The following is a 21,999-nucleotide window of genomic DNA, read 5'->3' as shown; positions in this document are numbered from 1 at the left end:
ATCTTCAAGGCAAGCATTTGCAAAGCGGCGCTTCGGCGCCGCTTTTGTTTTGGTCAGTAGACGCAGATCTTGAAGTCGCTTCCGATCCAGCAGGCGGGGTCCTCCTTAGAGCGCTTCGCTTCTCCCCAGCGGGAGTTGATCCCGTCGCGGGTCAGTCCTCTCACTTCCGCCACTCCTGGCAATGTGACGGAGACGCTGATCACGGTCGCGCCGTCGAATGCGCTTTTTCCAACTGGCGTGATCGAAAAACTGCCGCCGGTTTCAGGCGAAAACTCGCATTTCCCGTTATATGGCGCCGCGCCGGCGCCATTGACGACGCATCTCGCGGGTCTGGCGAGCGCCTCCGCAATCAAGAACTGCTGCGTCATGATGAAAGACGCGATCCAAACAGCAATTTTTTTCATCAAATCCTCCGCTCGCATGACGCCCGGGTCCGGGCCTATTCGAGTCCCGGCTCATGTCGCCGCTCGTGTAGACCCGCGACGCCCATCAGTCCGACGACCGCCCCGAAGATCAGATAGAAGGCCGGCGCGATCGGCGTGGCGAGATAGTCGATCAGCCAGGCGACGATGAAGGGCGCGAAGCCGCCGAAGATCATCACCGCGACATTATAGGCGATTGCGAGCCCCACCGTGCGGACATGCGTCGGAAACTGCTCGGCGAGCGCCGTCGAGAGCGCGCCAAAGAGGCCCGAGAGAATGACGCAGAAGGCCGTCTGCGCCACTGTCAGCGCCAACAGCGTGCGCTCGGCCTGCAGCCAGACGAACAGCGGATAGACGCAAAGGAGAAGCATCCCATACGACGCCAGCAGCAAGGGACGCCTGCCGATGGCGTCGGAGAGCGCGCCGATGAGCGGGGTCAGCACGATGAGCAACAGAAGACCCGGCGCCTGGGCGATAAAGGACTGTGCGAGGCTCAGTCCCATCTCCGTCTTTCCGTAGGTCGGCATATAGACGAGGATCACGTAAAAGGAGATCGTCGCGCCGATCGTGGCGGCGAAACAGGCGAGAAGTCGATCGCCCCGCCGCCGAACGAGGTCGAGAAACGCGCGCGCGACGCCTTCTTCCTGCGACGACGCCTTGAAGGCTGGCGTTTCGTCGAGATGACGTCTGACATAGAGGCCGACTGGGCCGATCAGCAGGCCGGCGAAAAAGGGCAGTCGCCAGGCCCAGTCGTGCAGCGCTTCGACCGAAAATACGCCCGCGACGACCATGCCGGCAAGCGTCCCAAGCAGGATCGACAGGCCCTGCCCCACCATCTGCAGAGAGCCATAGACTCCGCGCCGACCGGCGGGCGCGACTTCGATCAGAAACGCGGTCGAACTGGCGAATTCTCCGCCGGTCGCAAAGCCCTGCAGCAACCGGCCGATCACGATGAGCATGGGCGCGAAGAGGCCGATCGTCGCATAGGTCGGGGCGAAGGCGATGACGGCGATCGCGACGGTCATCATGAACATGATGAGTTGCAGCGCCGCCTTTCGCCCTTTCCGATCCGCGTAAAATCCGAAGAAGAGGCCGCCGAGCGGGCGCGTGCAGAAGCCCGCGCCAAAGGTCGCGAGCGCCAGCAAGAGCGAGGCTGTTTCATCTCGGCTTGGAAAAAACGCCTGCGCCAGAACTGAAGCAAAAAAGCCGTAGACGACGAAATCATACCATTCCAGCGCATTCCCAATCACGGCGGCCGCGATCTGCTTGGGCGCTGGCGCTCTCACTTGGGGGAAGTTTTGGCGCACATGCATGCAAATTCTCGATTGTCCGCGCGCGTGGATTCTTCGCCTTCGCAGTCGCGAACCTGCTCTAGCGGGAAGACAGGAGGCCGCCAAGCGGTCGCCGCGCAGCCTCGACGATCAGCGCGCCGACGACGCCGAGCGCCCCCATGAGCAGGAAGAAATACACGTTGGCGACGCTCGACCACAAACTGCCGAGCCATCCCGCCAGGAGATTGCCGAGAAACATCGACGTGAACCACACGCCCATCAGCGCCGAGCGCGATCCTTCAGGCGCGACATGCGACACGAGCGAGAGGGCGATCGGCGAGAAATGCAGTTCCGAGACGGTGATGACGGCAAAAAAGGCGAGCAGCCAAAGCCAGCTCGCTGCGCCGCCGTCGCTCGTCCAGGCCGCAAGCGCCATGACGCCGTAGCTCACAGCGACGCCGAGACAGCCAAGCGACATTTTACTGATCGTCGAGGGCTCGCGCCCAGCCCGAGAAAGCCGGCTCCAAAAGGAGACGAGCGGCGGCGTGAAGAGAAAGATCATCAGCGGATTGAAAGCCTGAAACCAAGTCACCGGAATTTCGGCGCGCCATCCGAAAACATTGACGCTGCGGTCGGTGGACTGCGCCGCCCAAAGCGCGATCGTGTTGCCCTGCTGCTCGAAGGCGGCCCAGAACAGCGCAGAAGGCGCAAAAAGCAGCATCAGGATGGTGAATGACCGGCGAAACTGCGCGCGCGCCTGCGCCGTCGGGGCGCGCCATTGGCCGCGCATCGGCTCGGGCGGCAGGCTCGGAAGACCCATCACATACGTCGCGAGGCCGATCGCCATGCCGACGCCCGCGCAGGCGAAGCCATAATGCCAGCCGATCGTCTCCCCGACCGTTCCGCAAACCAGCGGCGCGAAGAACGCGCCGATATTGATGCCGACATAGAAAATCGAATAAGCGCGGTCGCGACGAACGTCCGTCGGCGCATAAAGCTCCCCGACCTGGACGGAGATGTTCGGCTTGAAGCCGCCGCAGCCCAGCGCGATGCAAAGCAGCGCGATCAGAAACAGGCGATCATACGCCATCATGAAATGGCCGATGGCCATCAACGCTGCGCCGATGACGATCGTGCGCGTGCGCCCTAACCAACGATCGGCGATCGCCCCGCCCAGAATCGGCGCGAGATAAACGAGGCCGGTGTAGAGCCCGTAGATTTGCGAGGCGAAAGGCTGCGGGCCGAGCGGACCTGAAATCGTCTCGAGCCCGCGCTTCAAGGCGTCTAGGCCGAGCGCCGCGTCCATGCGCGCCGGCGTCAGCAGATAGTCGACCATGTAGAGGACGAGAAGCGCCCGCATCCCGTAATAGGAAAACCGCTCCCACATTTCGGAAGCGAAGAGAAAACCGAGCCCACGCGGATGGCCGAGAAAATCGTCGCTTCGCTGCATTCGCCCTGCCGGACCATCGTCGCGCCGGCCTGCGGCCCGTGCGGTTGCTATAGACGATGGCTTGATCGGCTCAAATGGCCCCGACGTCGAGGCCTGCCGCGACAAGCATCCCTAGTTCGCGGCATTCATCGACGAAGTCTTCCCGCCATTCGCCCCGGCAAATGAGCGGCTCGCGAACCGCGCGCCAGCGCAGGCCGGTCACGATCGTCTCGACGCCGCGCCGCGTTCCTGTTCCGTCGTGGCCGGCGCGAATGTAGAGCGCGTAAGGCAGGCCCTGCGTGCGCTCCAACAAGGGATAGTAACAACGGTCGAAGAAGTCCTTTATCGCCCCGCTCATGTAGCCGAGATTTTCGGTGGTTCCGAGAATGACCGCCTGCGCGGCGACAACATGCTCGGGCGTCGCCGCGAAAGGGCTGAGGGTCTCGACCTCGACGCCCTCGATCTCGGGCGCGCGCGCGCCGGCCGCGACCGCGTCCCGCAGCCGCTCGGTATTGCGCGACGGCGCATGCGCGACGATGAGCAGGCGCTTGGGCAATCGAGCGGGCTACCAGGGATGAAATTCTGGCACGTAAATAATTTTCATGAAGATCGCCAGGCCGATGACTGCGAGCACAGCCAACAGCGCGCTGTATCCGATCACCGAATAGACCGAGACGTTGTAGACCGAATCCAAAAATCGCAGCGCGAATGCTCTCAGCGCGCCGTCTGTTTCCGTTACCTGTTTCGCCATAATCTCCCCTCCTCCTGGAGGCGGTCAAAACTCATTTCCTGAAAATCAATATAGAGCCCAGAACGTCGCCGTCAGGGCCTACTCGTTGGACGCGATAAGACAGTCGCCTTTGTGGCTGGCGCTCCAAGCGCGTTTGCGCCTTTCCGCCAACTCGACGACCTGGGCTTTTTGCGCCTCGGACATCGACATCCAGCCGGCGATCTCGGCGCGCGTGCGGCCGCAGCCGACGCACACGCCGTCGCCATTGAGTTCGCAGATCTTTATGCACGGACTGTCGACCATTGGCTCCACTTTTTGACTGCGCTGCGCCGGAAGTGCGGCGGATGCGTCCCGCCGCGCTATAGGATGGCGCGCCGCGCGCGTCAAAACGCCCATGGATTTCGCGACAATCTTTTTATCCTTGTCCAAATCGATTAGATGCGGGCCATGACGACGATAACGAAGATCTTCATCGACGGCGACGCCGGCACCACTGGGCTCGAAATCCGCGAGCGGCTCGCCGGACGCGAGGACATTTCTCTCGTCTCGCTCCCGACCGAGATGCGCAAGGACGCCGCCGCGAAACGCGACATTCTCGCTTCCGTCGACATCGCGGTTTTGTGTCTGCCGGACGACGCGGCCAGAGAAACCGTCGCGCTCTGCGACGCCCTCGGCGGGGGCGGACCACGGTTGCTCGACGCCTCCACCGCCCATCGCGTGGCGGAGGGTTGGGTCTACGGTTTCGCCGAGCTTTGCAAGGGACAGGCGGCGGCGATCGCCCGCGCGCGCCGCGTCGCCAACGTCGGCTGCTACGCCACGGGCGCGATCGCGCTCATTCGTCCGCTCGTCGACGCCGGGCTTATCCGGTCGGACCAGCCGCTGACGATCAACGCCATCTCGGGCTATTCGGGCGGCGGGCGGCAGATGATCGAAGCCTATGAGCGCGGCGAAGCGCCCGCGTTCGAGCTCTACGCGCTCGGGCTCGAGCACAAACATGTGCCGGAAATCATGGCCTATTCGCAGCTTTCCGAGCGGCCGCTTTTCGTGCCCTCCGTCGGCAATTTTAGGCAGGGCATGCTGGTTTCGATACCGCTCGCGCTCGACGCCTTGCCCGGCAAGCCCAAAGCCGAGGATATCGAAGGCGCCTATGCGGGTCACTACGCCGAGGCGAAACATGTTCGGCTCGCGGCCGCGCCAACAGGCGGCAAGCTCGACCCGCTCGCGCTGAACGGAACAGACGATATGGAGCTCTTTGTCGTCGCAAACGAAGCGCGCCGCCACGCCCTTCTCATCGCCCGGCTCGATAATCTCGGCAAGGGCGCGGCTGGCGCGGCGGTGCAAAATCTCGACCTGATGATGGGGAAGACCGCCGTCTCAGCCTAGACCGGCGGCGGACGCTCGGGCGCTCGCCTATTCGGCATAGGCGGTGGCGCCGCCCGGCAGTTTCGCCGCGACGTCCTCATAGCGGCTGGTGCGCATGTCCATCATCGTCTCGAAGGCTTCATGCACCTCCTGGACCGAGCGAACTTTGAGCCGGCGGCCCTGCTGCTCGTAGAAAATCGGCTTATTGGCGCGCGCCGGCCTCGGCAGTAGCGACGCCGCCGACGTGTGCGGCGCCTCGTCCATGGTCCGCATGAAGCGCTCGGCGTCGTCCGGACCCAGGAAGTGGATGAGGTAGGTTTCGCCGCGGGTCAGAGGACGGCCGATCTTCTCGGCGATCCTGGTGCTGTCCTTCTTAAGCATTTCGGCGGCGAGAACCGCGGAAAGATAGGGATCATTGCGCAAGCCCAGGATTTGCGCCCGCTTCTGTCCGCTGACGCGCGCCGAATCGTCGCTTGCGATCACCGCCGCCGTCTCGCCGTGCCCATGGCGCCAACCGAAGGTTTTCATCGCCTTAAGCCAGGTCTTCTCGACGAATTGGAAGAGCCCGCTGGCGGAAGACGTCCGCGCCTTTGCGGTGGAGGAGAAATTCGACTCCTTGTCGGCGATGGCCATGAGCAGCGCCGGGTCCATTTCGGTCGTTTGCGCAGCCTTGACGACGCGCTCGACAATCGACTGCTGCACCTTGACGGAACCGAACCGCATCACGCCCGGCGTATCGAAGGCGTCGTCACTCCCCAGCCGATGCGACCAGGTGAGCGCCGCCTGCTCCAAAGAAAAATCCGAGTCGAGCGCCGTATCGTCATCGGCGGATTGCGTCAGCGTCGCCAGCGTCGTCAGCGGAGATGCGGCGACGCGGGCGCGTGCAGCGCGCGCGGTCCGCTCCGGACGACGAGTCTCGTCGCGCTCGGCGGTCATCGCCAGGACGGCCAGCACCGAAAGCAGGGTCGCGACGCAAAGCGCGCGCAACAAAGGAGAACAGGATTGATCAAGCAGCAAGCCCGGCAGGGTCGCCTGGGGCGACGCCTTGGACTGCCGGCCTGAGCGAGGCGACGCGGCCTTCTCGTCCTTGGAAGGCGGCGGGGCGTTCGTCACCGTGACGGTCATGCTTCGCGGTTTCTCCACAATTACGCAAAGTTTGCGTAAACAGAAGGTTACCTGCGATGCGGGGCGAAAGATCGGCGGCCGAAGCCATGCTCACGCCATAATTAAGCTCGCGCCACGGGCGCGCTGCAGCTGAATAGCTTGTTAGTACAGGGCGTTACGCAGACAGGCCCTTCACTGTCGCCACAATGACGCCACTAGCCGAGACGCGTACTCGCTGCCACGGCGTCTCGAAACGAGAGGCGGGTGTCTCTAAAAGAGATTCGACACTTTGGAGAGCATGCCTTGGAGCAGATGATACTCGGGGCCGGCGCTGGGCGTCGTGCGGGTGATGAAGTCGATCGGCTTTCCGTCTTCCATGCCGTAATCCGCCACACGCTGAACCTTCTTCGACTTGTCGAAGTAAACCGCGTAGACGCGCTGATCAGTAATATTCTGAGGCATGAAGGCGAACTGACGCTCGATACGCTGACTGACGTAATACCAAGCGTCGCCGCCGACAGTCGACGTCGTCGAGGGGGTGCCAAGGACCGTCATCACCTGCTGCGCCGACATGCCAGGCTTGATTTGCCCGGTGCTGCGCGAATCGAGGACGGCGCCACGGTTGACGACGCCCTCGTACCCCAGACACCCTGCAAGCGAAACCGCGAGGCCGGCTACAGCCGCCAACCGAGAAAAGACGCGCAAAGCTTGCGCCATGAATATCTCCGAAATCTCCCGCCGCAGCGCGCCTGCGCCCGGTCGATCGTCCTTCGCCAAATCCGTAATCTTCGAACGCAGCGAAAGCAAGACGGCTGTTCTCGCGCTGCGCCGCGCTGGCGTCCGTGCGCCAACGCACATATTTGATTATTGAACGCGCGCGACCTGGAGACGACGCCATGAACAACACTTTCGACCCGCATCCGCCGCTTTCGCGCCGTCTCGCTGTCTCTGAAGTGCCGCCCGAAGGTCTCGACGTCGACATCCGGGCGACGCCGGCCGAGTGCGCCGCACTGGCGCAGCACAATGCGCTGCCCGCTGTCCATTCGCTCCAAGCAGAGCTGCGCGCGCGGCAACGGCGCGGCGACGGATTGGAGATCGAAGGCGAGTTGCGCGCCAGGCTTCGGCAAACCTGCGTCACGACCCTCGAGGAGTTCGACTCGGAGCTTGTCGAACCCATTCAGATGCGCTTTGCGCCGCCGCGGGGCGAGGCGCCGCGCGGTCGAAGGCGAAACGAAGAGACGACTGAAATCACGTTGGATGAGGATCCGCCTGACCCGTTGATCGGCGGCGTCGTCGATCTCGGCGCCGTCGTTTCCGAGTTCTTCACGCTGGCGCTTGATCCCTATCCACGCAAGCCGGGGGCGAATTTCGTCGAGCCGCAACCTGGGGACGGAGCTCAGGCAGTCTCGCCTTTCGCCACCTTGGGACGGCTCAAACCGCGCCGTGAGGCTTGAGGCGAGACAGAATAGGCACTTGCGCCTGTGGCCAGCAAATGGCAAGTCGCCCGCAAGGGCGGGAGCGCGAACGCGCTTCTCGGACGCGTCACAAAAGCCGGCCAAGAATTAAGGCGGCGGATCCAGGCGCGCAGTCGGGAGAAACGGGTTAAATGCCGCAAACTATCCGGATCGCGCTCGACGCGATGGGCGGCGATTTTGGTCCGAAGGTGACCATCGCGGGCGCCGCCAACGCCCTCGAACGGCGTCCCGAGAGCCGCTTTCTATTGATCGGCGACGAGCCGGCGATTCGCGCGCAGCTTCAGCGTCATCCGCGCCTCGCCGAATGCGCCGACGTGCGCCACTCTTCGGTGTCGATCCGCATGGACGACAAACCGAGCCAGGCGCTGCGCTACGGGCGGCGGGTCTCGTCGATGTGGCTCGCGATCGAAGCGGTCAAGAAAGGCGACGCCGACGTCGCCGTCTCCGCCGGCAACACCGGCGCGCTCATGGCCATGGCGAAAATTTGCCTGCATACGATGGCGCGCGTCGATCGTCCCGCGCTCGCCTGCCTTTGGCCGACGCTAAGGGGACAGTCCGTCGTGCTCGACGTCGGGGCCTCGATGGGCGCCAACGCCAGCCACCTCGTCGATCTTGCGATCATGGGCGCGGCGATGGCGCGGGTCATCCTGGGACTTGAGCGCCCGACCGTCGGCTTGCTCAACGTCGGCACCGAAGAAATTAAAGGCATAGAGGAAGTTAAGGCCGCATCGACCCTGCTGCGCGACCTCAACCTGCCAGGCTTCGATTATCGGGGCTTCATGGAGGGCGACGGCATCGGCAAAGGCGTCGTCGATGTCGTGGTCACCGAGGGCTTTACCGGAAACATCGCCCTTAAGACCGCCGAGGGAACCGCGGCGCAGGTCTCCGCCTATCTCAAAGAGGCGATGGGCGGATCGCTGCTCGCCAAGCTCGGCTATCTGCTGGCGCAGGGCGCCTTCCGCGAGCTTCGCGCCAAGGTGGACACGCGCGCGACAAATGGCGGCGTGTTCCTTGGGCTTGAGGGAATTGTCATGAAGAGCCACGGCGGCGCCGATCCAATCGGCTTTGCGCGCGCGATCGAGATCGGCCACGAGATGGCGGGCAGCGACCTTCTCAATCGCATCCGCGACACTGTCGCGCTGGCGCACCGCCTCGAGGGGCAGGACGGCGCCGATTCGACCAGTCCTCCCCGGGAAGCCGCTCAGTGACCACAAGCATGCCTCAACTGCGTTCCGTCGTTCTTGGCGTGGGCGCCTATTTGCCTGCGAAGACGCTCAGCAATGCCGAGCTGTCCAAGCTCGTCGACACGAGCGACGAGTGGATTGTGCAGCGAACGGGAATCAAGGAGCGCCATATCGCCGCGGAAGGCGAGACGACGTCGATGCTCGGGGAAATGGCCGCGCGCGATGCGCTCGCCAACGCGGGAATTACCGCCGCCGACATCGACCTGATCGTCGTGGCGACGTCGACCCCCGACTGGACCTTCCCGTCAACAGCGACGCAGATTCAAGCGGCTCTCGGCATTACGCATGGCGTGGCGTTTGATTTGCAGGCCGTCTGCTCGGGATTCGTTTTCGCCGTCGCCACGGCGGAGAAATTTTTGCGCTCGGGCTCGCACAAGCGCGCGCTTGTCATCGGCGCCGAGACCTTCTCCCGGATCATCGATTGGACCGACCGAACGACTTGCGTGCTGTTTGGCGACGGCGCCGGCGCGATGGTGCTCGAGGCGCGACCCTCGCAGGGCGGGTCAGAGGAGCGCGGCGTCCTGACCACTCACCTGCGCTCTGACGGACGCCATCGCGCGAAACTCCATGTCGACGGCGGCCCTTCCGCGACTCAAACCGTCGGTCATCTGCGTATGGAGGGGAAAGAGGTGTTCCGCTTCGCGGTTGGCCAAGTCACCGACGTCGTCAAGGACGCTTTCGCCGCAACGGGAATGACCCCCGAGGATCTCGACTGGTTCGTGCCGCATCAAGCCAATCGCCGAATCATCGACATGTCGGCGCAAAAGCTTGGAATTGCGCCGGAAAAGATCATCGCCACCGTGCATCTACACGGCAACACCTCGGCCGCGTCGGTGCCTCTGGCTTTGGCTGTCGCGGCGGCGGACGGACGAATCAAACAGGGCGATCTCGTCATGCTGGAGGCTGTCGGGGGCGGCTTTACCTGGGGATCTGCGCTGATACGCTGGTAAGCTGGCGTAATACAACAACTATTTCAATGTAAGCAAATATTCGAAAGAAAATTACACGCGCGGTTACAACCTGCGCTTGATTTCTGCATTCAATTCTGAAAAATTCCGACAATAGCCGGTGGCGAATACCCGCTGTGGGCGGGTTTCGGAGCGCTAACGCGCCGCCCCTGATCGCGCCCCGTCGTCCCCCGGCGCGCTCCGGACAGCCCACTACCGTTGTTTTTAATGTATTGTAGGGCAGAAAATGGCCAAGGGGGACGCGACCGCTAAGCCAATCGGCGAAGCGATAGAAGAGCGCATGGCGAGCAGGGGCACCGTAACCCGTTCGGACCTTGCAGACGCAATCCATCGGAAAGTCGGAATCCCGCGGGCGGAGTCCGCGAAATACGTCGAAATGGTGCTGGAAGAGATATTCGAGCGCATCGTCGCGCGCGAAGACGTCAAGCTCTCGTCCTTTGGCGCCTTTGTTGTGCGCTCTAAGAAGGAGCGGCTGGGACGCAATCCCAAGACTGGCGCAGGCGCCAAGATTTCGGCGCGGCTGGTCGTCTCCTTCAAGCCGTCCAACATCATGCGCGCAAGAATTAACGGCGACGAGTGACGCTTGCGCCGACGGGCGCGCGTACCCGCTTGACAAGCGTCGGCGCGTCATGCGCCAAGCATGCATGGCCAAAAGCCGTGCGGTCTACGTCTGTCAGAACTGCGGCGCCGTCGCGTCGCGGTGGCAAGGTCGCTGCGACTCCTGCGGCGAGTGGAACAGCCTCGTTGAAGAGTCGGAGGCGGGCGCGCCCGCCGTGTCCCGCCGCGCCGCGCGCGGCCGCGTCTTCGAACTCGAGGGGCTGGCTGGCGAAGGCCGGGCAGCGCCAAGAATCGCGACAGGAATCGACGAATTCGACCGCGTCACCGGCGGCGGCTTCGTGCCGGGCTCGGTGCTGCTGCTCGGCGGCGAACCGGGCATCGGCAAATCCACCCTGCTCATCCAGGCCTGCGCGACTCTGGCGCGCCGCGGCGCGCGCGTCGTCTATATTTCCGGTGAGGAAGCCGTCGCCCAGGTGCGCCTGCGCGCAACCAGGCTCAATCTCGCCGATGCGCCGGTGGAGCTGGCCGCCGCAACTCAGGTCGAGGACATTCTCGCCACCTGCGCGACAGGCGCCCGCCCGGCGTTGATCGTCATCGACTCGATACAGACGATGCACACCAACATGGCGGAGTCGGCGCCTGGAACGGTGACGCAGGTGCGCGCCAGCGCCCAGGCGCTTCTGCGTCACGCCAAGACGACCGGTTCGACGATCGTTCTCGTCGGCCATGTCACCAAGGACGGGCAGGTTGCAGGTCCGCGCGTCGTCGAACACATGGTCGACGCCGTCCTGTCCTTCGAGGGCGACGGCGCGCATCATTTCCGCATGCTGCGCGCCTCCAAGAATCGCTTTGGCGCCACAGGCGAAATCGGCGTCTTCGAGATGACCAGCCTCGGACTCGCCGAAGTCGCCAATCCGTCGGCGCTTTTTCTCGCCGGCCGCGATTCTGGCGCGCCGGGCGCGGCGGTCGTCGCCGGCATGGAGGGGCAGCGTCCACTGCTGATCGAAATCCAGGCGCTCGTCGCGCCGACATCGCTGGGCACGCCGCGACGCGCCGTGGTCGGGTTCGACCAGAATCGGCTGTCCATGATCCTGGCCGTGCTCGAAGCGCATGGCGGGCTGAAGCTTGGCATGCATGACGTCTATCTCAACGTCGCGGGGGGATTTCGAGCCCATGAGCCGGCCGCCGACCTCGCCGCGGCCGCCGCCCTCGTCTCGTCGCTTACCGGCGCCGTCCTGCCCCCCGACATGTGCTTTTTCGGCGAAATCGGGCTCTCCGGCGCCGTGCGGCCGGTCATTCACGCCGGCATGCGACTGCGCGAGTCGGGCAAACTCGGTTTCCATCACGCCGTCGTCCCGCAGTCCCAACAAATTTCCGATGACGGGCGCGGCTCCGGCGTGACGATCCGTCCCTGCGCGGACGTCGGCGGCCTCGTCGCCGCCATCGCCCGCATTTCGACGCGCGAAAGAACGATCGCGCGTGGCTAACGAGGTCGTGCATTAGTGTTTCCGGCTGGCCTCAAGATGCGTTAGAAGGCTGCCAGTGCGAAAGCGAGACGCCTGCAGGATCGACGCTTGCCTACCCGCGGCGGCGCAAAGTTGACACAGGTTCTGGAGAGGGTCGTGCGGATGCCGCTCGGAAGGCGGCCAACAGCCCATTCAGAAGCGATCAGAGCTCGGGGCGAACAAGCAAGGGGCTAGCGATGCCATCATATCTTGATTTGGCTGTGATTACCGTCGTTCTGATATCGGGGATGCTCGCTCTTTTGCGCGGCTTCACCCGTGAAGTCCTTGCAATCCTGTCCTGGGTTGCGGCCGCGGCTGCGGCGTATTTCTTTTATCCGCTCGCCCTGCCCTACATCAAACCATACGTCAGCAAGGACGAGATCGCTCTCGCGGCTTCCGTGGCCTCCGTGTTTTTCGTCGCTTTGATCGCCGTTTCTCTTGTCACGGTGAAGCTCTCGGACGTCATCCTCGATTCGAAGGTCGGCGCCCTTGATCGCACGCTCGGCTTCCTGTTCGGCGCCGTTCGCGGCGCCCTGCTCGCCGTGGTCGCCTTCGTCTTTTACAGCTGGCTCGTGCCCGAAACGAATCAGCCGGAATGGGTCAAGGACGCGCGCGCCAAGCCCTTCCTGACCGCTGGCGGCGAGAAGCTGCGCGAAATGCTGCCCGACGACATCGACAGCCTCGTCGCAAAGATCAAGGCCAAGAAAGGCGCTCCGACGAATGAGGAGCCGCCGGCCGACGTCGAACCGGACAAGATTCAGCCTGCGCCGACCGACGCAAGCTCCGAGGCGCCGGCCGAGGCGGCGCCAGCGTCGGGCAATAAGCCTGAATGATGGTCTTGCGGATGGGCCCCGCCGCTGGCACATATGACGGGAATGCGACGCCCGGACGTTTGGGAATGCTGAGCGGCGGCGCGTCACGGGGGACGAAGCATGACCGAGGCCGCCGAGGATCTTCAGCGATCCTCATCGCGCGAGATTAACGCGACAGACGATCTCGACGGCGACAGGCTTCGCGAATACTGCGGCGTTTTCGGCGTCTTCGATCTGCCGGACGCCGCAGCGATCGCCGCCTTGGGCTTGCACGCCCTGCAGCATCGCGGCCAAGAGGCGGCGGGCATCGTCAGCTTCGACGGCGGCCGCTTTCATGGCGAGCGCCGACTGGGCCTGGTCGGCGATCACTTTTCTCAAGAAAACACGATCAAGCGCCTGCCCGGCGCCGCCGCGATCGGCCATGTGCGCTACGCCACCACCGGCGAAACCATGCTGCGCAACGTGCAGCCGCTGTTCGCGGAGTTGAACACGGGCGGCTTCGCGGTCGCCCACAACGGCAACCTCACCAATGCTCAGACGCTGCGCCGCGAACTGATCCGCGAAGGCGCGATTTTCCAGTCGACTTCGGACACCGAGGTCATCCTTCATCTCGTGGCGCGCAGCCGCCGGCCGCTGCTCATCGACCGTTTCATCGAAGCGCTTCGCTCGATCGAAGGCGCCTATTCGCTTGTCGCGCTCACCAACAAGAAGCTGATCGGCGCGCGCGATCCGCTCGGCATCCGGCCGCTCGTCATCGGCGAATTCAATGGAAAATATATTCTCGCGTCGGAGACTTGCGCGCTCGACATTATCGGCGCGCGCTTCGTGCGCGACGTGATGAATGGCGAGATCGTCATTATTTCCGAGGACGGAATTCAGAGCTTGCGGCCGTTTCCGCCGCAGCCGATGCGCCCCTGCATCTTCGAATATATCTATTTCGCCCGTCCCGATTCCATCGTCCATGGCCGTCCGGTCTATGAGGTGCGCAAGGCGATGGGCGCCGAGCTGGCGCGCGAGCGCCTGATCGACGCTGACGTCGTGGTGCCCGTGCCGGACTCCGGGGTGCCGGCGGCGCTCGGCTATTCGCAGCAGTCGGGCGTGCCGTTCGAGCTCGGCATTATCCGCAATCACTATGTCGGGCGCACCTTCATCGAGCCGACGCAAATCGCCCGCGATTTCGGCGTGCGCATGAAACACAGCGCCAATCGCTGCGTCGTCGCCGGGAAGCGCGTGATCCTTATCGACGATTCCGTCGTGCGTGGCACGACCTCGGTGAAAATCGTGCAGATGATGCGCGACGCCGGCGCGACGGAAGTGCATTTCCTGATTTCATCGCCGCCGATCACCAATCCGGACTACTACGGGATCGATACGCCGCAGAAGGAGAATCTGCTCGCCGCGACGCATACGCTCGATGAGATGCGCGAGTATATCGGCTGCGACTCGCTGGGCTTCCTGTCGGTCGACGGCATTTATCGCGCCATGGGCTACGAACGCCGCGATCCCATCCGGCCGCAGTTCACCGACCACTGCTTCACCGGGGATTATCCAACGTCGCTGACCGACCTTGTCGGCGAAAACCGCGCGCAACTGTCGCTGTTGGCGGAGGCGAGCTGATAGGCGGCCGACGCGAGATCCGCGTGCTATGAGAGGCCATGAGCGCAACGGCCCAGAGACGCATCAACGCAACCGAATTTCTCGCCTGGGCGCAATCTCAGGAGAGTGGCCGCTATGAGCTGTTTCGCGGCGAAACCTTCGCTATGGCGCCGGAACGCGCGGAGCATGTCGCCGCTAAGGCCCGAATTTGGCGCGCGCTGGCCGATGCAATCGCGCGCGTAGGGGCGCCGTGCGAAGCATTTGTCGACGGGCTCGGCGTAAAGATCGACGATCACACCGTTTACGAACCCGACGCATTGGTCAATTGCGGCGATCCTGTGCCCGCGGATTCGCTCCTGGCGCCTACGCCCATCGTCATCGTCGAAGTCATCTCGCCCTCTTCTCGGAGCTTCGACAAGAATTCAAAGCTCAGCGATTATTTTCGGCTCGCGAGCGTCATGCATTATCTCGTCGTAGATCTTAGCCGACGGCTGATCTTGCACTATCGCCGGCAAGCCGATCAGATCGTCGTCGCCATCGTCAAGGAAGGCCGCATGACGCTCGATCCTCCAGGCCTGGATGTCGCTGTTGACGAGATGATTCCCGAGATCCCTGCGTGAGGCCCATGCGCATCGCACTTGTCACCGGCGCCTCCCGCGGCATTGGACGCGCGCTCTCTTTGGAACTCGCGCGCGACGGCGCGCATGTCATCGCCCTGGCGAGAACGCAGGGCGCGCTGGAAGAACTCGACGATGAAATCCGCGCGCAGGGCGGGCAAGCGACGCTCGTTCCCTGCGATCTGGCCGACTTCGACGCGCTTGACCGTCTCGGCGCGGCGCTGTTCGAACGCTGGGGCAAGCTCGACGTCTTCGTCGGCATTGCCGGCGTTCTCGGACCTCTGTCGCCGCTCGCGCACGTCGACCCGAAGGACTGGAACCGCGTCATGGCGGTCAACGTCACCGCGAACTGGCGTCTGATCCGTTCACTTGATCCGCTCCTGCGCGCATCCGGCGCCGGACGCGTCCTCTTCATCACCTCAGGGGCGGCGCATCGCGAGACCATGAAGCCGTTCTGGGGCCCTTATGCGATCTCGAAGGCGGCGCTCGAAGCGATGGCCCGCACTTATGCATCCGAGGCCGCCGGCGATGGCGTGACCGTCATGCTCGCCAATCCGGGTCCGCTGCGCACGCGCATGCGCGCTCAGGCGATGCCCGGCGAAGATCCGATGACGCTCAAAACGCCTGAAGAATTCGCACAAAAAAGCCTCGCGCTGCTGGCACCGGAATGGCGCGAGAGCGCGAGGCTTTACGATTTCCCCACCGACCGGCTGCTGAGTTTCTCCGCGCCTGCCTAATGGCGAGGTTTACGCGAAGACTTAGCCGTGATGGTGGTGATAATGGTGATGATGGTGGACGTGATGGCGGCGCGGCATGGGCAGGGGCGGCGGCGGGACATAGGCGAGAGTCAGGCGCTGGACGCCCGCTGTCCATCCCACGCCAGAGCCGGCTTCAATGCTAAATGGCTGCAGCGAGAAAGTGTCGTTGGATCCGCCGACGAGCGCCGCGCCGCCGCCGCCGACCACAACCTTGGCTGAGAAGCCCGGGCCATAATAGGCGCCCGCGAGCGCGCCCGGTCCGATATGGCTGGTGGCGGAGACGACGCCCCAGGCAAGCTCGCCAGCACCGTTGATCGTCACATTGGCGCCGACCTTGGTGAGCGCGCCGACGTAATGAGCAGGAACAGCGCCTTCAGCGTCATCGCGATACATGCAGTCGATCTGCTGATTTTCGACCAAGACGCTGATGCCGTTGCCAAGCAGCCGGCACTGCAAGGAGCCGATGCGGTCGCCCGCGAAAGCGCTCGCCGGCGCCAGCAGGGCCAGAGCGAAAACGCCGCTCAGCGCGCGACCCAATCCAAACTTCCGCATTTAAATCTCCTCTTCCTGATCTGCGCGCTCCGTCTGAAGCGAAGCCGCAGAAGCACGTCTGCAGTACATCACGACCGGCGAAATGCAACAGCGCCGCTCCAGCCACGGTGATATAGCGTCTGGAGGGCGGATCATGTGCGCGGACGCATGAGCGTGCGCGCCTGCTGCTTCGCCACACCTTTGCCGCGCTTGCAAACGACGTGGAAGAGTCCGATTTCTAAAGGTGAGCTAAAGAACCGAGGATTCCGTGGCGAACTCCTATCCGCTTCCCGTTCTCGTGGACCAGGGCCTGTCCCAGTCCGACGTCGAGGCGCTGCGCGCCGCCGTCGCGGCGCTGGAAAGACAGAGTTTTGCAACGCGGCTTGCCGGATTGGCGAGCCGGCAATTGAGTTTTGGCGCGATGACGCTGCCGCCGCGACTGCAGGCGGCGGTCGCCTCTGCGACCCAAAAGGCGCTCTCCGCGGCGATGAAGTTGGCCTTGGCCAGTCTCGACGCGCAGCCGGCGAAGGACACCATACGCATTCACCGTCGTCTCGCGGCCCTGTCGGGAGGCGTCGGCGGCGCCGTTGGACTGGCGAGCCTGCCGATCGAATTGCCGGTGTCGACGACGATCATGCTGCGCTCGATCGCGGAAATTGCGCAGGCCGAGGGAGAGGACCTGCGCCACCCGGGCGCCGCCCTCGCCTGTCTCGAAGTTTTTGCGCTGGGCGGCCCTTCCGCCGAAGGCGCCGTTCTAGAGGGCGGCTATCTCGCGCTCCGCGCGCTTCTCGCGAAATCCGTGTCCGACGCTGCACGTTTTATGACTGTCCATCAGATCTCCAGCGAAGCGGCGCCCGCCCTGGCGCGGCTGATCGGCGCGATCGGGGCGCGCTTCGGCATGGTCGTGTCGCAAAAAACCGCCGCCCAGGCCATCCCGGTGATCGGCGCAATCAGCGGCGCGGCGATCAACGTGGCTTTCACAGAGCACTTCCAAAGCCTCGCGCGCGGCCATTTCGTCGTGCGCCGACTCGAGCGGCTCTACACCCCGGCCGTGGTGCATGCCGAATACGCCAAAATCGCCCGTTCCGAGGGATATTGGGATGATCCGTCGCAGGCGGCGTGAGCGGCGCGACTAATGTGAGCGGCGCAGCGCCTCGGCGAGATGCCCGACCTGCTTCGTCGTGGCGATGCTCGATTCATTTTCTTCGAGCAGGATAAAATCAGCGCCCGCGAGGTTCTCGTCGAGTTCCTCTGTCGTGGCCGGTAGCCGTTCGCCGTTCGAAGCGTCGCCGGGCGCGCGCCGGTAATGGCCGAGTTCGACAGCGTTGTCCTCGGTCCGCATGTAGAACCAATAATCGATCTGGGGCGGACAGGGCGCGAGGGTCGCCGCCGCCAGAACTTCATGCAGAAAGCTGCCGCCCAGCGCGAGCAGCCGCGGCGGGTGCGCGCAGTCGCCCTTCTCCCCTGCCCGGCCGATCGCCGCCGTGGGGTAATGCGCGTCCGGCGATAAGAGATTGAGGAGATCCAGCAGGTCGCGGTCGGTGCCCAGGGCCTCTGGCGCCGGCGCAGACGCAAAGGCCAGCACGCCGATGGGAGAAGCGGGAAGCGCGCGTGTCGCTTCACGCATGGCGAGCGCGCCGCCGACGCTGTTCCAATGCGTGCCGCCGCGCGGAAACAGCGGTATCGGTTGTTTGGGCTTTTCCGTCGCAATGAGCGCCGCGCCGTCCACATAGCGCAGCTGAGCTTCATGGAGAGCCGCGCGGTAAGGCGCAAGCTTTTCGGGCATCGCCGTCGCGCGCAGGGCGCAAGGCGCGGACTTTGGCAGATCTTCCGGGTAGCGCGCCGCCTTCGAGGGCGAAATGAGATAGACGAAGCTCTTGCCGCGCGCCTGCGCGCTCTCCTGAATTTCGCGCAGCGTTGAAGACCACGCGCCGAGCCGCGCGGAATCGAAGGCGCCGTCGCGTGCGCAAAATTCGTCGATGTAGAACTGCTCATAGAGCTGGCCATTGCGGCCGATCACGACTCCGGGCGCGGCCGAGCCGCCGAAAAGCGAATAGACGAGCTGATTTTTCGCGCGAACGGAGATCGGAAACACCGGCGACATTCGGCCAAGATTGATGGAGACCGCCTTTTGCATTTCTCCTGAAAGAAAAGCCTCGAGAGTCCAGGACGCGGGCTTTGGCTTCGCGACTCCGTAAAGCGGCCAGGCGCTGCGGATACGCAGCTTCGGCCAATCGCCTTCGACGGCGAAATTCCACAAATTGGCGAGAAAGAGGAAGGCGATGAAGCCGGCGCAACCGAAGATTGGCAGGCGCGCAAGCGTGAGCGCCTTCATGAAGGCGCGTCGTGTAGCGACGCTTTCAGCGCGCGCGGGCGCACGCAGCGCCGCGCCGCTTTCTCCTTCATGTCGCCCGACGGGCTTTTCGGCAAGATCGCTCATCCGACTCAAAACCGGAAGTAGATGAAGGGCTTGAAGGGATCGGCAAGTCCCTTCGCCAAAGCCGCAAGGAAGAGCATGGAAAGCGCGCCGTTCGACGCCAGGGCGAAGCGCTGCGCTGCGACGCCCCAGTCGAAGTCCTTGACATAAAGCGACAGCCGCTGCGCGACGCAGATCGCCGCGGCGGTCAGCGCCACGACCACATATTCGGGAGGAATGGCGACAGGCGCGCTGGCGTGCGCCCATGGAGTCGCCATCAACGCGAGCAGCGCGCCGGCTTGCGACAAAGAGGTTGCGCGAAAGAATGTCCAGCCGACGACCACGATGATCATCGCAATGATGTTGGCGAACCAATCCGGCAACCGCTGCAGACGATTGACGAGAAAGAGCCGGTCGAGCACGAGGAACACGCCGTTGTAGGCGCCCCAGGCGATATAGGTCCAAGCCGCGCCGTGCCAGAGTCCCGAAGCGAAGAAGCAGATCCACAGATTGAGGTAGGTGCGCGCTTCGCCGCGCCGATTGCCGCCGAGCGGGAAATATAAATATTCGCGAATCCAGCTGGTGAGAGAAATATGCCAGCGCCGCCAGAAATCGGTGATGCTTGTCGCGACATAGGGCATGTTGAAATTTTCAAGCAGCCGGAACCCGAACATGCGCGCCAGCCCAATCGCCATGTCGGAATAGCCGGAAAAATCGAAATAGATTTGGAAGGTGAAGAATAGCACGCCCGCCCAGGCCTCCGCGAAGCCAAGGGAGCTGACGTCATGCGCGAAGATCAGGTCCGCGCCGCTTGCAAGCGTATCGGCGAAGAGCAGCTTCTTCACGACGCCGAGCATGAAGCGGGAAAAGCCCACGACAAAGTCGTCGACGTCGGCGTGCGGCATCGCCTCGAATTGGCGCGCGATGTCGTGATATTTGATGATCGGGCCGGCGAGGAGCTTGGGAAAGAAAAAGACGTAAAGCCCATAAAGCAGCGAACTACGCGCCGGCGCCGTGACGCCGCGATAGACGTCGACGAGATAGGTGATCTTTTCAAAGACGATGAAGCTGACGCCGATCGGCAATGCGATCTGCGGGATGTTGATCCCCGGCAACGTCAACGCCTTCAAAAGCGCGTCGACATTGAGCGCGAGAAAACCCGTATATTTGTAATAGACGAGGATCGCGAGATTGGCGACGACGCCGAACGCGAGCCAGCGTTTGGATGTGTCGCTCGCGGCCGATGTCGCAATCTTCTGCCCCACGTAAAGGTCGAGCCCGACCGACGCGAAGACAAGGAGGATGAAGACCGGCTCACTCCAAGCGTAAAAGACGACGCTTGCCGTAAAGAGGATGACGGCCCGCCGCGCGCGGACTTCTCCAAGGAACAGATACAGGAGGTAAACCGCCGGGCCGAACAGGAACAGGAACAGCGGCTCGTAGAAAAGCATGATTGTCCTGCGTTACTCGGCGCGCTGGCGCGAGCGCGAAGGCCTGCGGCTTTTACCAAAAGCCCAGCAGTGGGGCAAGAAAGCGGCCTCTCCCGCGTTAGCGGGGGAAGGCGCCACGAAGCGCCGGAAGTGGACAAGGCGCGTTTCGCCGCGAGAATGAAACGCCGGCCCCCTTCCCAACCCTCCCCCGCTTCGCGGGAGAGGAGCGCTATCGCTTTCGGCGGGCGCGGCTTCGGATCGCCGCTTCCATCGCCTCAAGCGTGACTGGGACCGAGGGCGCCGGAACAACGCCTTTAAGGCATCGTATGAAGGCTCCGCGCACCTTCGCGGGCAGAGCGATCTAACCCTTGCTGGTTAGATCGCCTTCGACATTGAGGACCAGGCTCCATCTCCCTAGTATCGTAAGGAGCTTCAAATCTTAACCGGAACTCTCGAGCCAGGGTCGCTTGCGCGGGCCCCGCGTTGCGCCTATCACCCCGCCATGACCGTTGATTTTTCTCCCACGTCCGATTTCCTGCGCGCGCTGATCGAGCGCGGCTTCGTTCATCAATGCTCCGATTTCGAGGGCCTGGACGAGAAGGCGCGCTCCGGCACGCTTTCCGCCTATATCGGCTTCGACTGCACGGCGCCGTCGCTGCATGTCGGGTCGCTGCTGCCGATCATGATGCTCGCCTGGCTGCAGCGCACCGGCGGCAAGCCCTTGCCGCTGATGGGCGGCGGCACGACGCGGGTCGGCGATCCTTCCGGCAAGGACGAGAGCCGCAAGCTTTTGACCGTCGAACAGATCGACGCCAACAAGGCGTCGATCAGGACCGTCTTCGAACGCTTCCTCACCTTTGGCGACGGCGCGAGTGACGCGCTGATGCTCGACAACGCCGATTGGCTGGCGGGTTTGAACTACATCGACTTCCTGCGCGACGTCGGCCGCCACTTCTCCGTCAACCGCATGCTGACGATGGATTCGGTGAAGCTGCGTCTGGAGCGCGAGCATGAACTCTCCTTCATCGAGTTCAACTACATGTGCTTGCAGGCGTATGACTTCGTCGAGATCAACAAGCGCTACGGCGCGCTGCTGCAGATGGGCGGCTCGGACCAGTGGGGCAATATTGTCACCGGTCTCGATCTCGGCCGCCGCATGGGCTGCCCGCAGCTTTACGCCCTCACGTCGCCGCTGCTGACGACGGCTTCAGGCGCGAAGATGGGCAAGACCGCCGCCGGCGCCATCTGGCTCAACGCCGACATGCTGTCGCCCTATGACTACTGGCAGTATTGGCGCAATACGGAAGACGCCGACGTCGCCCGCTTCCTGAAGCTTTTCACCTTCCTGCCGATGGAAGAGATCGCGCGCCTCGCCGCGCTGCAGGGCGCCGACATCAACGAAGCCAAGAAGACTCTCGCGACGGAGGCGACGGCGCTCATTCACGGCCGCGCGGCGGCTGATGCGGCCGCAGACACTGCGCGCACAACATTCGAAGAGGGCGCGCTCGCGCTGTCGCTCCCCAAGGTCGCCGTTTCGGCTGAGGAAGTCGCCGCCGGCCTTGGCGTGCTGACCGCCTTCGTCAAAGCCGGTCTCGTCGCGTCGACCGGCGAAGCGCGACGCCAGATCAAGGGCGGCGGGCTGCGCGTCAATGATGCGCCGGTGACCGACGAACGCACCGTCATCGGTGAAGCGGCGTTCGCGAGCGACGGCGTCGTCAAACTCTCGCTCGGCAAGAAGAAGCATGTGCTACTTGAGCGCGCGTAAGCTCGA

General features: G+C 63.7%; 23 protein-coding genes. 12 read left to right on the top strand and 11 right to left on the bottom strand.

All coding sequences use genetic code 11. The features are described from left to right. Window positions 1-53 precede the first annotated feature (53 nt). The 6 genes from A3OO_RS0110450 to A3OO_RS21475 all read right to left on the bottom strand — a co-directional run bounded on the left by A3OO_RS0110450 (window position 54) and on the right by A3OO_RS21475 (window position 4,155). Window positions 54-404: a hypothetical protein gene (locus A3OO_RS0110450; protein WP_026222879.1), complete on the bottom strand. Its 351-nt coding sequence runs from the start codon at window positions 402-404 to the stop codon at window positions 54-56. Window positions 405-439: 35 nt separating this feature from the next. Beyond that, the gene (locus tag A3OO_RS0110445; protein ID WP_018407793.1) at window positions 440-1,735 is read right to left on the bottom strand and encodes an MFS transporter; all 1,296 of its coding nucleotides are present in this window, start codon (window positions 1,733-1,735) and stop codon (window positions 440-442) included. A 58-nt stretch (window positions 1,736-1,793) separates the two neighbouring features. Further along, complete coding sequence (locus tag A3OO_RS0110440; protein WP_018407792.1) at window positions 1,794-3,143, bottom strand: peptide MFS transporter; 1,350 nt, start codon at window positions 3,141-3,143, stop codon at window positions 1,794-1,796. Window positions 3,144-3,213: 70 nt separating this feature from the next. Then, window positions 3,214-3,678, bottom strand: coding sequence for a flavodoxin family protein (locus tag A3OO_RS0110435; RefSeq protein ID WP_018407791.1), 465 nt, complete (start codon window positions 3,676-3,678; stop codon window positions 3,214-3,216). Window positions 3,679-3,687: 9 nt separating this feature from the next. After that, window positions 3,688-3,873 carry a hypothetical protein gene (locus tag A3OO_RS0110430; RefSeq protein WP_018407790.1) on the bottom strand — a complete coding sequence of 62 codons (186 nt, stop codon included), beginning with the start codon at window positions 3,871-3,873 and terminating at the stop codon, window positions 3,688-3,690. 78 nt (window positions 3,874-3,951) lie between these two features. Next, window positions 3,952-4,155 carry a DUF1289 domain-containing protein gene (locus tag A3OO_RS21475; RefSeq protein WP_051080408.1) on the bottom strand — a complete coding sequence of 68 codons (204 nt, stop codon included), beginning with the start codon at window positions 4,153-4,155 and terminating at the stop codon, window positions 3,952-3,954. Window positions 4,156-4,299: 144 nt separating this feature from the next. On the opposite strand from A3OO_RS21475, the gene argC reads away from it, so the two are divergent. Next, window positions 4,300-5,235 carry an N-acetyl-gamma-glutamyl-phosphate reductase gene (gene argC, locus A3OO_RS0110420; RefSeq protein ID WP_040573806.1) on the top strand — a complete coding sequence of 312 codons (936 nt, stop codon included), beginning with the start codon at window positions 4,300-4,302 and terminating at the stop codon, window positions 5,233-5,235. 27 nt (window positions 5,236-5,262) lie between these two features. Here the strand turns inward: argC and A3OO_RS0110415 are convergent, their stop codons facing one another. Next, complete coding sequence (locus A3OO_RS0110415) at window positions 5,263-6,339, bottom strand: transglycosylase SLT domain-containing protein (protein ID WP_018407787.1); 1,077 nt, start codon at window positions 6,337-6,339, stop codon at window positions 5,263-5,265. A gap of 249 nt (window positions 6,340-6,588) precedes the next feature. After that, window positions 6,589-7,035 carry an outer membrane protein assembly factor BamE gene (locus A3OO_RS21470; protein WP_040573805.1) on the bottom strand — a complete coding sequence of 149 codons (447 nt, stop codon included), beginning with the start codon at window positions 7,033-7,035 and terminating at the stop codon, window positions 6,589-6,591. 179 nt (window positions 7,036-7,214) lie between these two features. Between A3OO_RS21470 and A3OO_RS0110405 the strand changes: the two genes are divergently transcribed. The 9 genes from A3OO_RS0110405 (at window position 7,215) to A3OO_RS0110365 (ending at window position 15,830) form a co-directional block, all read left to right on the top strand. Beyond that, entirely contained in the window at window positions 7,215-7,772 is a 558-nt protein-coding gene (locus A3OO_RS0110405; RefSeq protein WP_040573804.1) for a YceD family protein, read from the top strand. A 152-nt stretch (window positions 7,773-7,924) separates the two neighbouring features. Continuing rightward, complete coding sequence (gene plsX, locus A3OO_RS0110400; RefSeq protein WP_018407784.1) at window positions 7,925-9,001, top strand: phosphate acyltransferase PlsX; 1,077 nt, start codon at window positions 7,925-7,927, stop codon at window positions 8,999-9,001. A gap of 8 nt (window positions 9,002-9,009) precedes the next feature. Continuing rightward, window positions 9,010-9,987, top strand: coding sequence for a beta-ketoacyl-ACP synthase III (locus tag A3OO_RS0110395; RefSeq protein ID WP_026222876.1), 978 nt, complete (start codon window positions 9,010-9,012; stop codon window positions 9,985-9,987). 244 nt (window positions 9,988-10,231) lie between these two features. Further along, window positions 10,232-10,585: an integration host factor subunit alpha gene (locus tag A3OO_RS0110390; RefSeq protein WP_018407782.1), complete on the top strand. Its 354-nt coding sequence runs from the start codon at window positions 10,232-10,234 to the stop codon at window positions 10,583-10,585. A gap of 64 nt (window positions 10,586-10,649) precedes the next feature. Beyond that, window positions 10,650-12,050, top strand: a complete 1,401-nt coding sequence (gene radA / locus A3OO_RS0110385) for a DNA repair protein RadA (protein ID WP_018407781.1) — start codon at window positions 10,650-10,652, stop codon at window positions 12,048-12,050. Window positions 12,051-12,265: 215 nt separating this feature from the next. Then, window positions 12,266-12,901: a CvpA family protein gene (locus tag A3OO_RS0110380; protein WP_018407780.1), complete on the top strand. Its 636-nt coding sequence runs from the start codon at window positions 12,266-12,268 to the stop codon at window positions 12,899-12,901. Between the two features lie 99 nt (window positions 12,902-13,000). Then, window positions 13,001-14,497, top strand: a complete 1,497-nt coding sequence (gene purF, locus A3OO_RS0110375; RefSeq protein WP_018407779.1) for an amidophosphoribosyltransferase — start codon at window positions 13,001-13,003, stop codon at window positions 14,495-14,497. A 38-nt stretch (window positions 14,498-14,535) separates the two neighbouring features. Next, window positions 14,536-15,096, top strand: a complete 561-nt coding sequence (locus A3OO_RS0110370; RefSeq protein ID WP_018407778.1) for a Uma2 family endonuclease — start codon at window positions 14,536-14,538, stop codon at window positions 15,094-15,096. Between the two features lie 5 nt (window positions 15,097-15,101). Then, window positions 15,102-15,830, top strand: a complete 729-nt coding sequence (locus tag A3OO_RS0110365) for an SDR family NAD(P)-dependent oxidoreductase (protein ID WP_018407777.1) — start codon at window positions 15,102-15,104, stop codon at window positions 15,828-15,830. 21 nt (window positions 15,831-15,851) lie between these two features. Here the strand turns inward: A3OO_RS0110365 and A3OO_RS0110360 are convergent, their stop codons facing one another. Then, window positions 15,852-16,403, bottom strand: a complete 552-nt coding sequence (locus A3OO_RS0110360; protein WP_018407776.1) for a DUF992 domain-containing protein — start codon at window positions 16,401-16,403, stop codon at window positions 15,852-15,854. 247 nt (window positions 16,404-16,650) lie between these two features. Here A3OO_RS0110360 and A3OO_RS0110355 point away from each other — a divergent pair, with 247 nt between their 5' ends. Next, window positions 16,651-17,505: an EcsC family protein gene (locus A3OO_RS0110355; protein ID WP_018407775.1), complete on the top strand. Its 855-nt coding sequence runs from the start codon at window positions 16,651-16,653 to the stop codon at window positions 17,503-17,505. Window positions 17,506-17,514: 9 nt separating this feature from the next. On the opposite strand, the gene A3OO_RS0110350 is transcribed toward A3OO_RS0110355, so the two are convergent. Together A3OO_RS0110350 and A3OO_RS0110345 are read right to left on the bottom strand one after the other, a co-directional pair. Beyond that, window positions 17,515-18,822, bottom strand: a complete 1,308-nt coding sequence (locus A3OO_RS0110350) for an alginate O-acetyltransferase AlgX-related protein (protein WP_018407774.1) — start codon at window positions 18,820-18,822, stop codon at window positions 17,515-17,517. Between the two features lie 5 nt (window positions 18,823-18,827). Continuing rightward, window positions 18,828-20,249, bottom strand: a complete 1,422-nt coding sequence (locus A3OO_RS0110345; RefSeq protein WP_018407773.1) for an MBOAT family O-acyltransferase — start codon at window positions 20,247-20,249, stop codon at window positions 18,828-18,830. 481 nt (window positions 20,250-20,730) lie between these two features. On the opposite strand from A3OO_RS0110345, the gene tyrS reads away from it, so the two are divergent. Further along, window positions 20,731-21,993 (top strand): tyrosine--tRNA ligase, encoded by a 1,263-nt coding sequence (tyrS, locus tag A3OO_RS0110340; protein WP_018407772.1) that lies wholly within the window; start codon window positions 20,731-20,733, stop codon window positions 21,991-21,993. The last annotated feature ends 6 nt before the right edge of the window (window positions 21,994-21,999 follow it).

It is taken from the genome of Methylocystis rosea SV97 (assembly GCF_000372845.1).
Taxonomy (GTDB): Bacteria; Pseudomonadota; Alphaproteobacteria; order Rhizobiales; family Beijerinckiaceae; genus Methylocystis; species Methylocystis rosea.
Note: the sequence above shows the minus strand (reverse complement) of the source record. Positions and strands in the feature narration are given on the sequence as shown.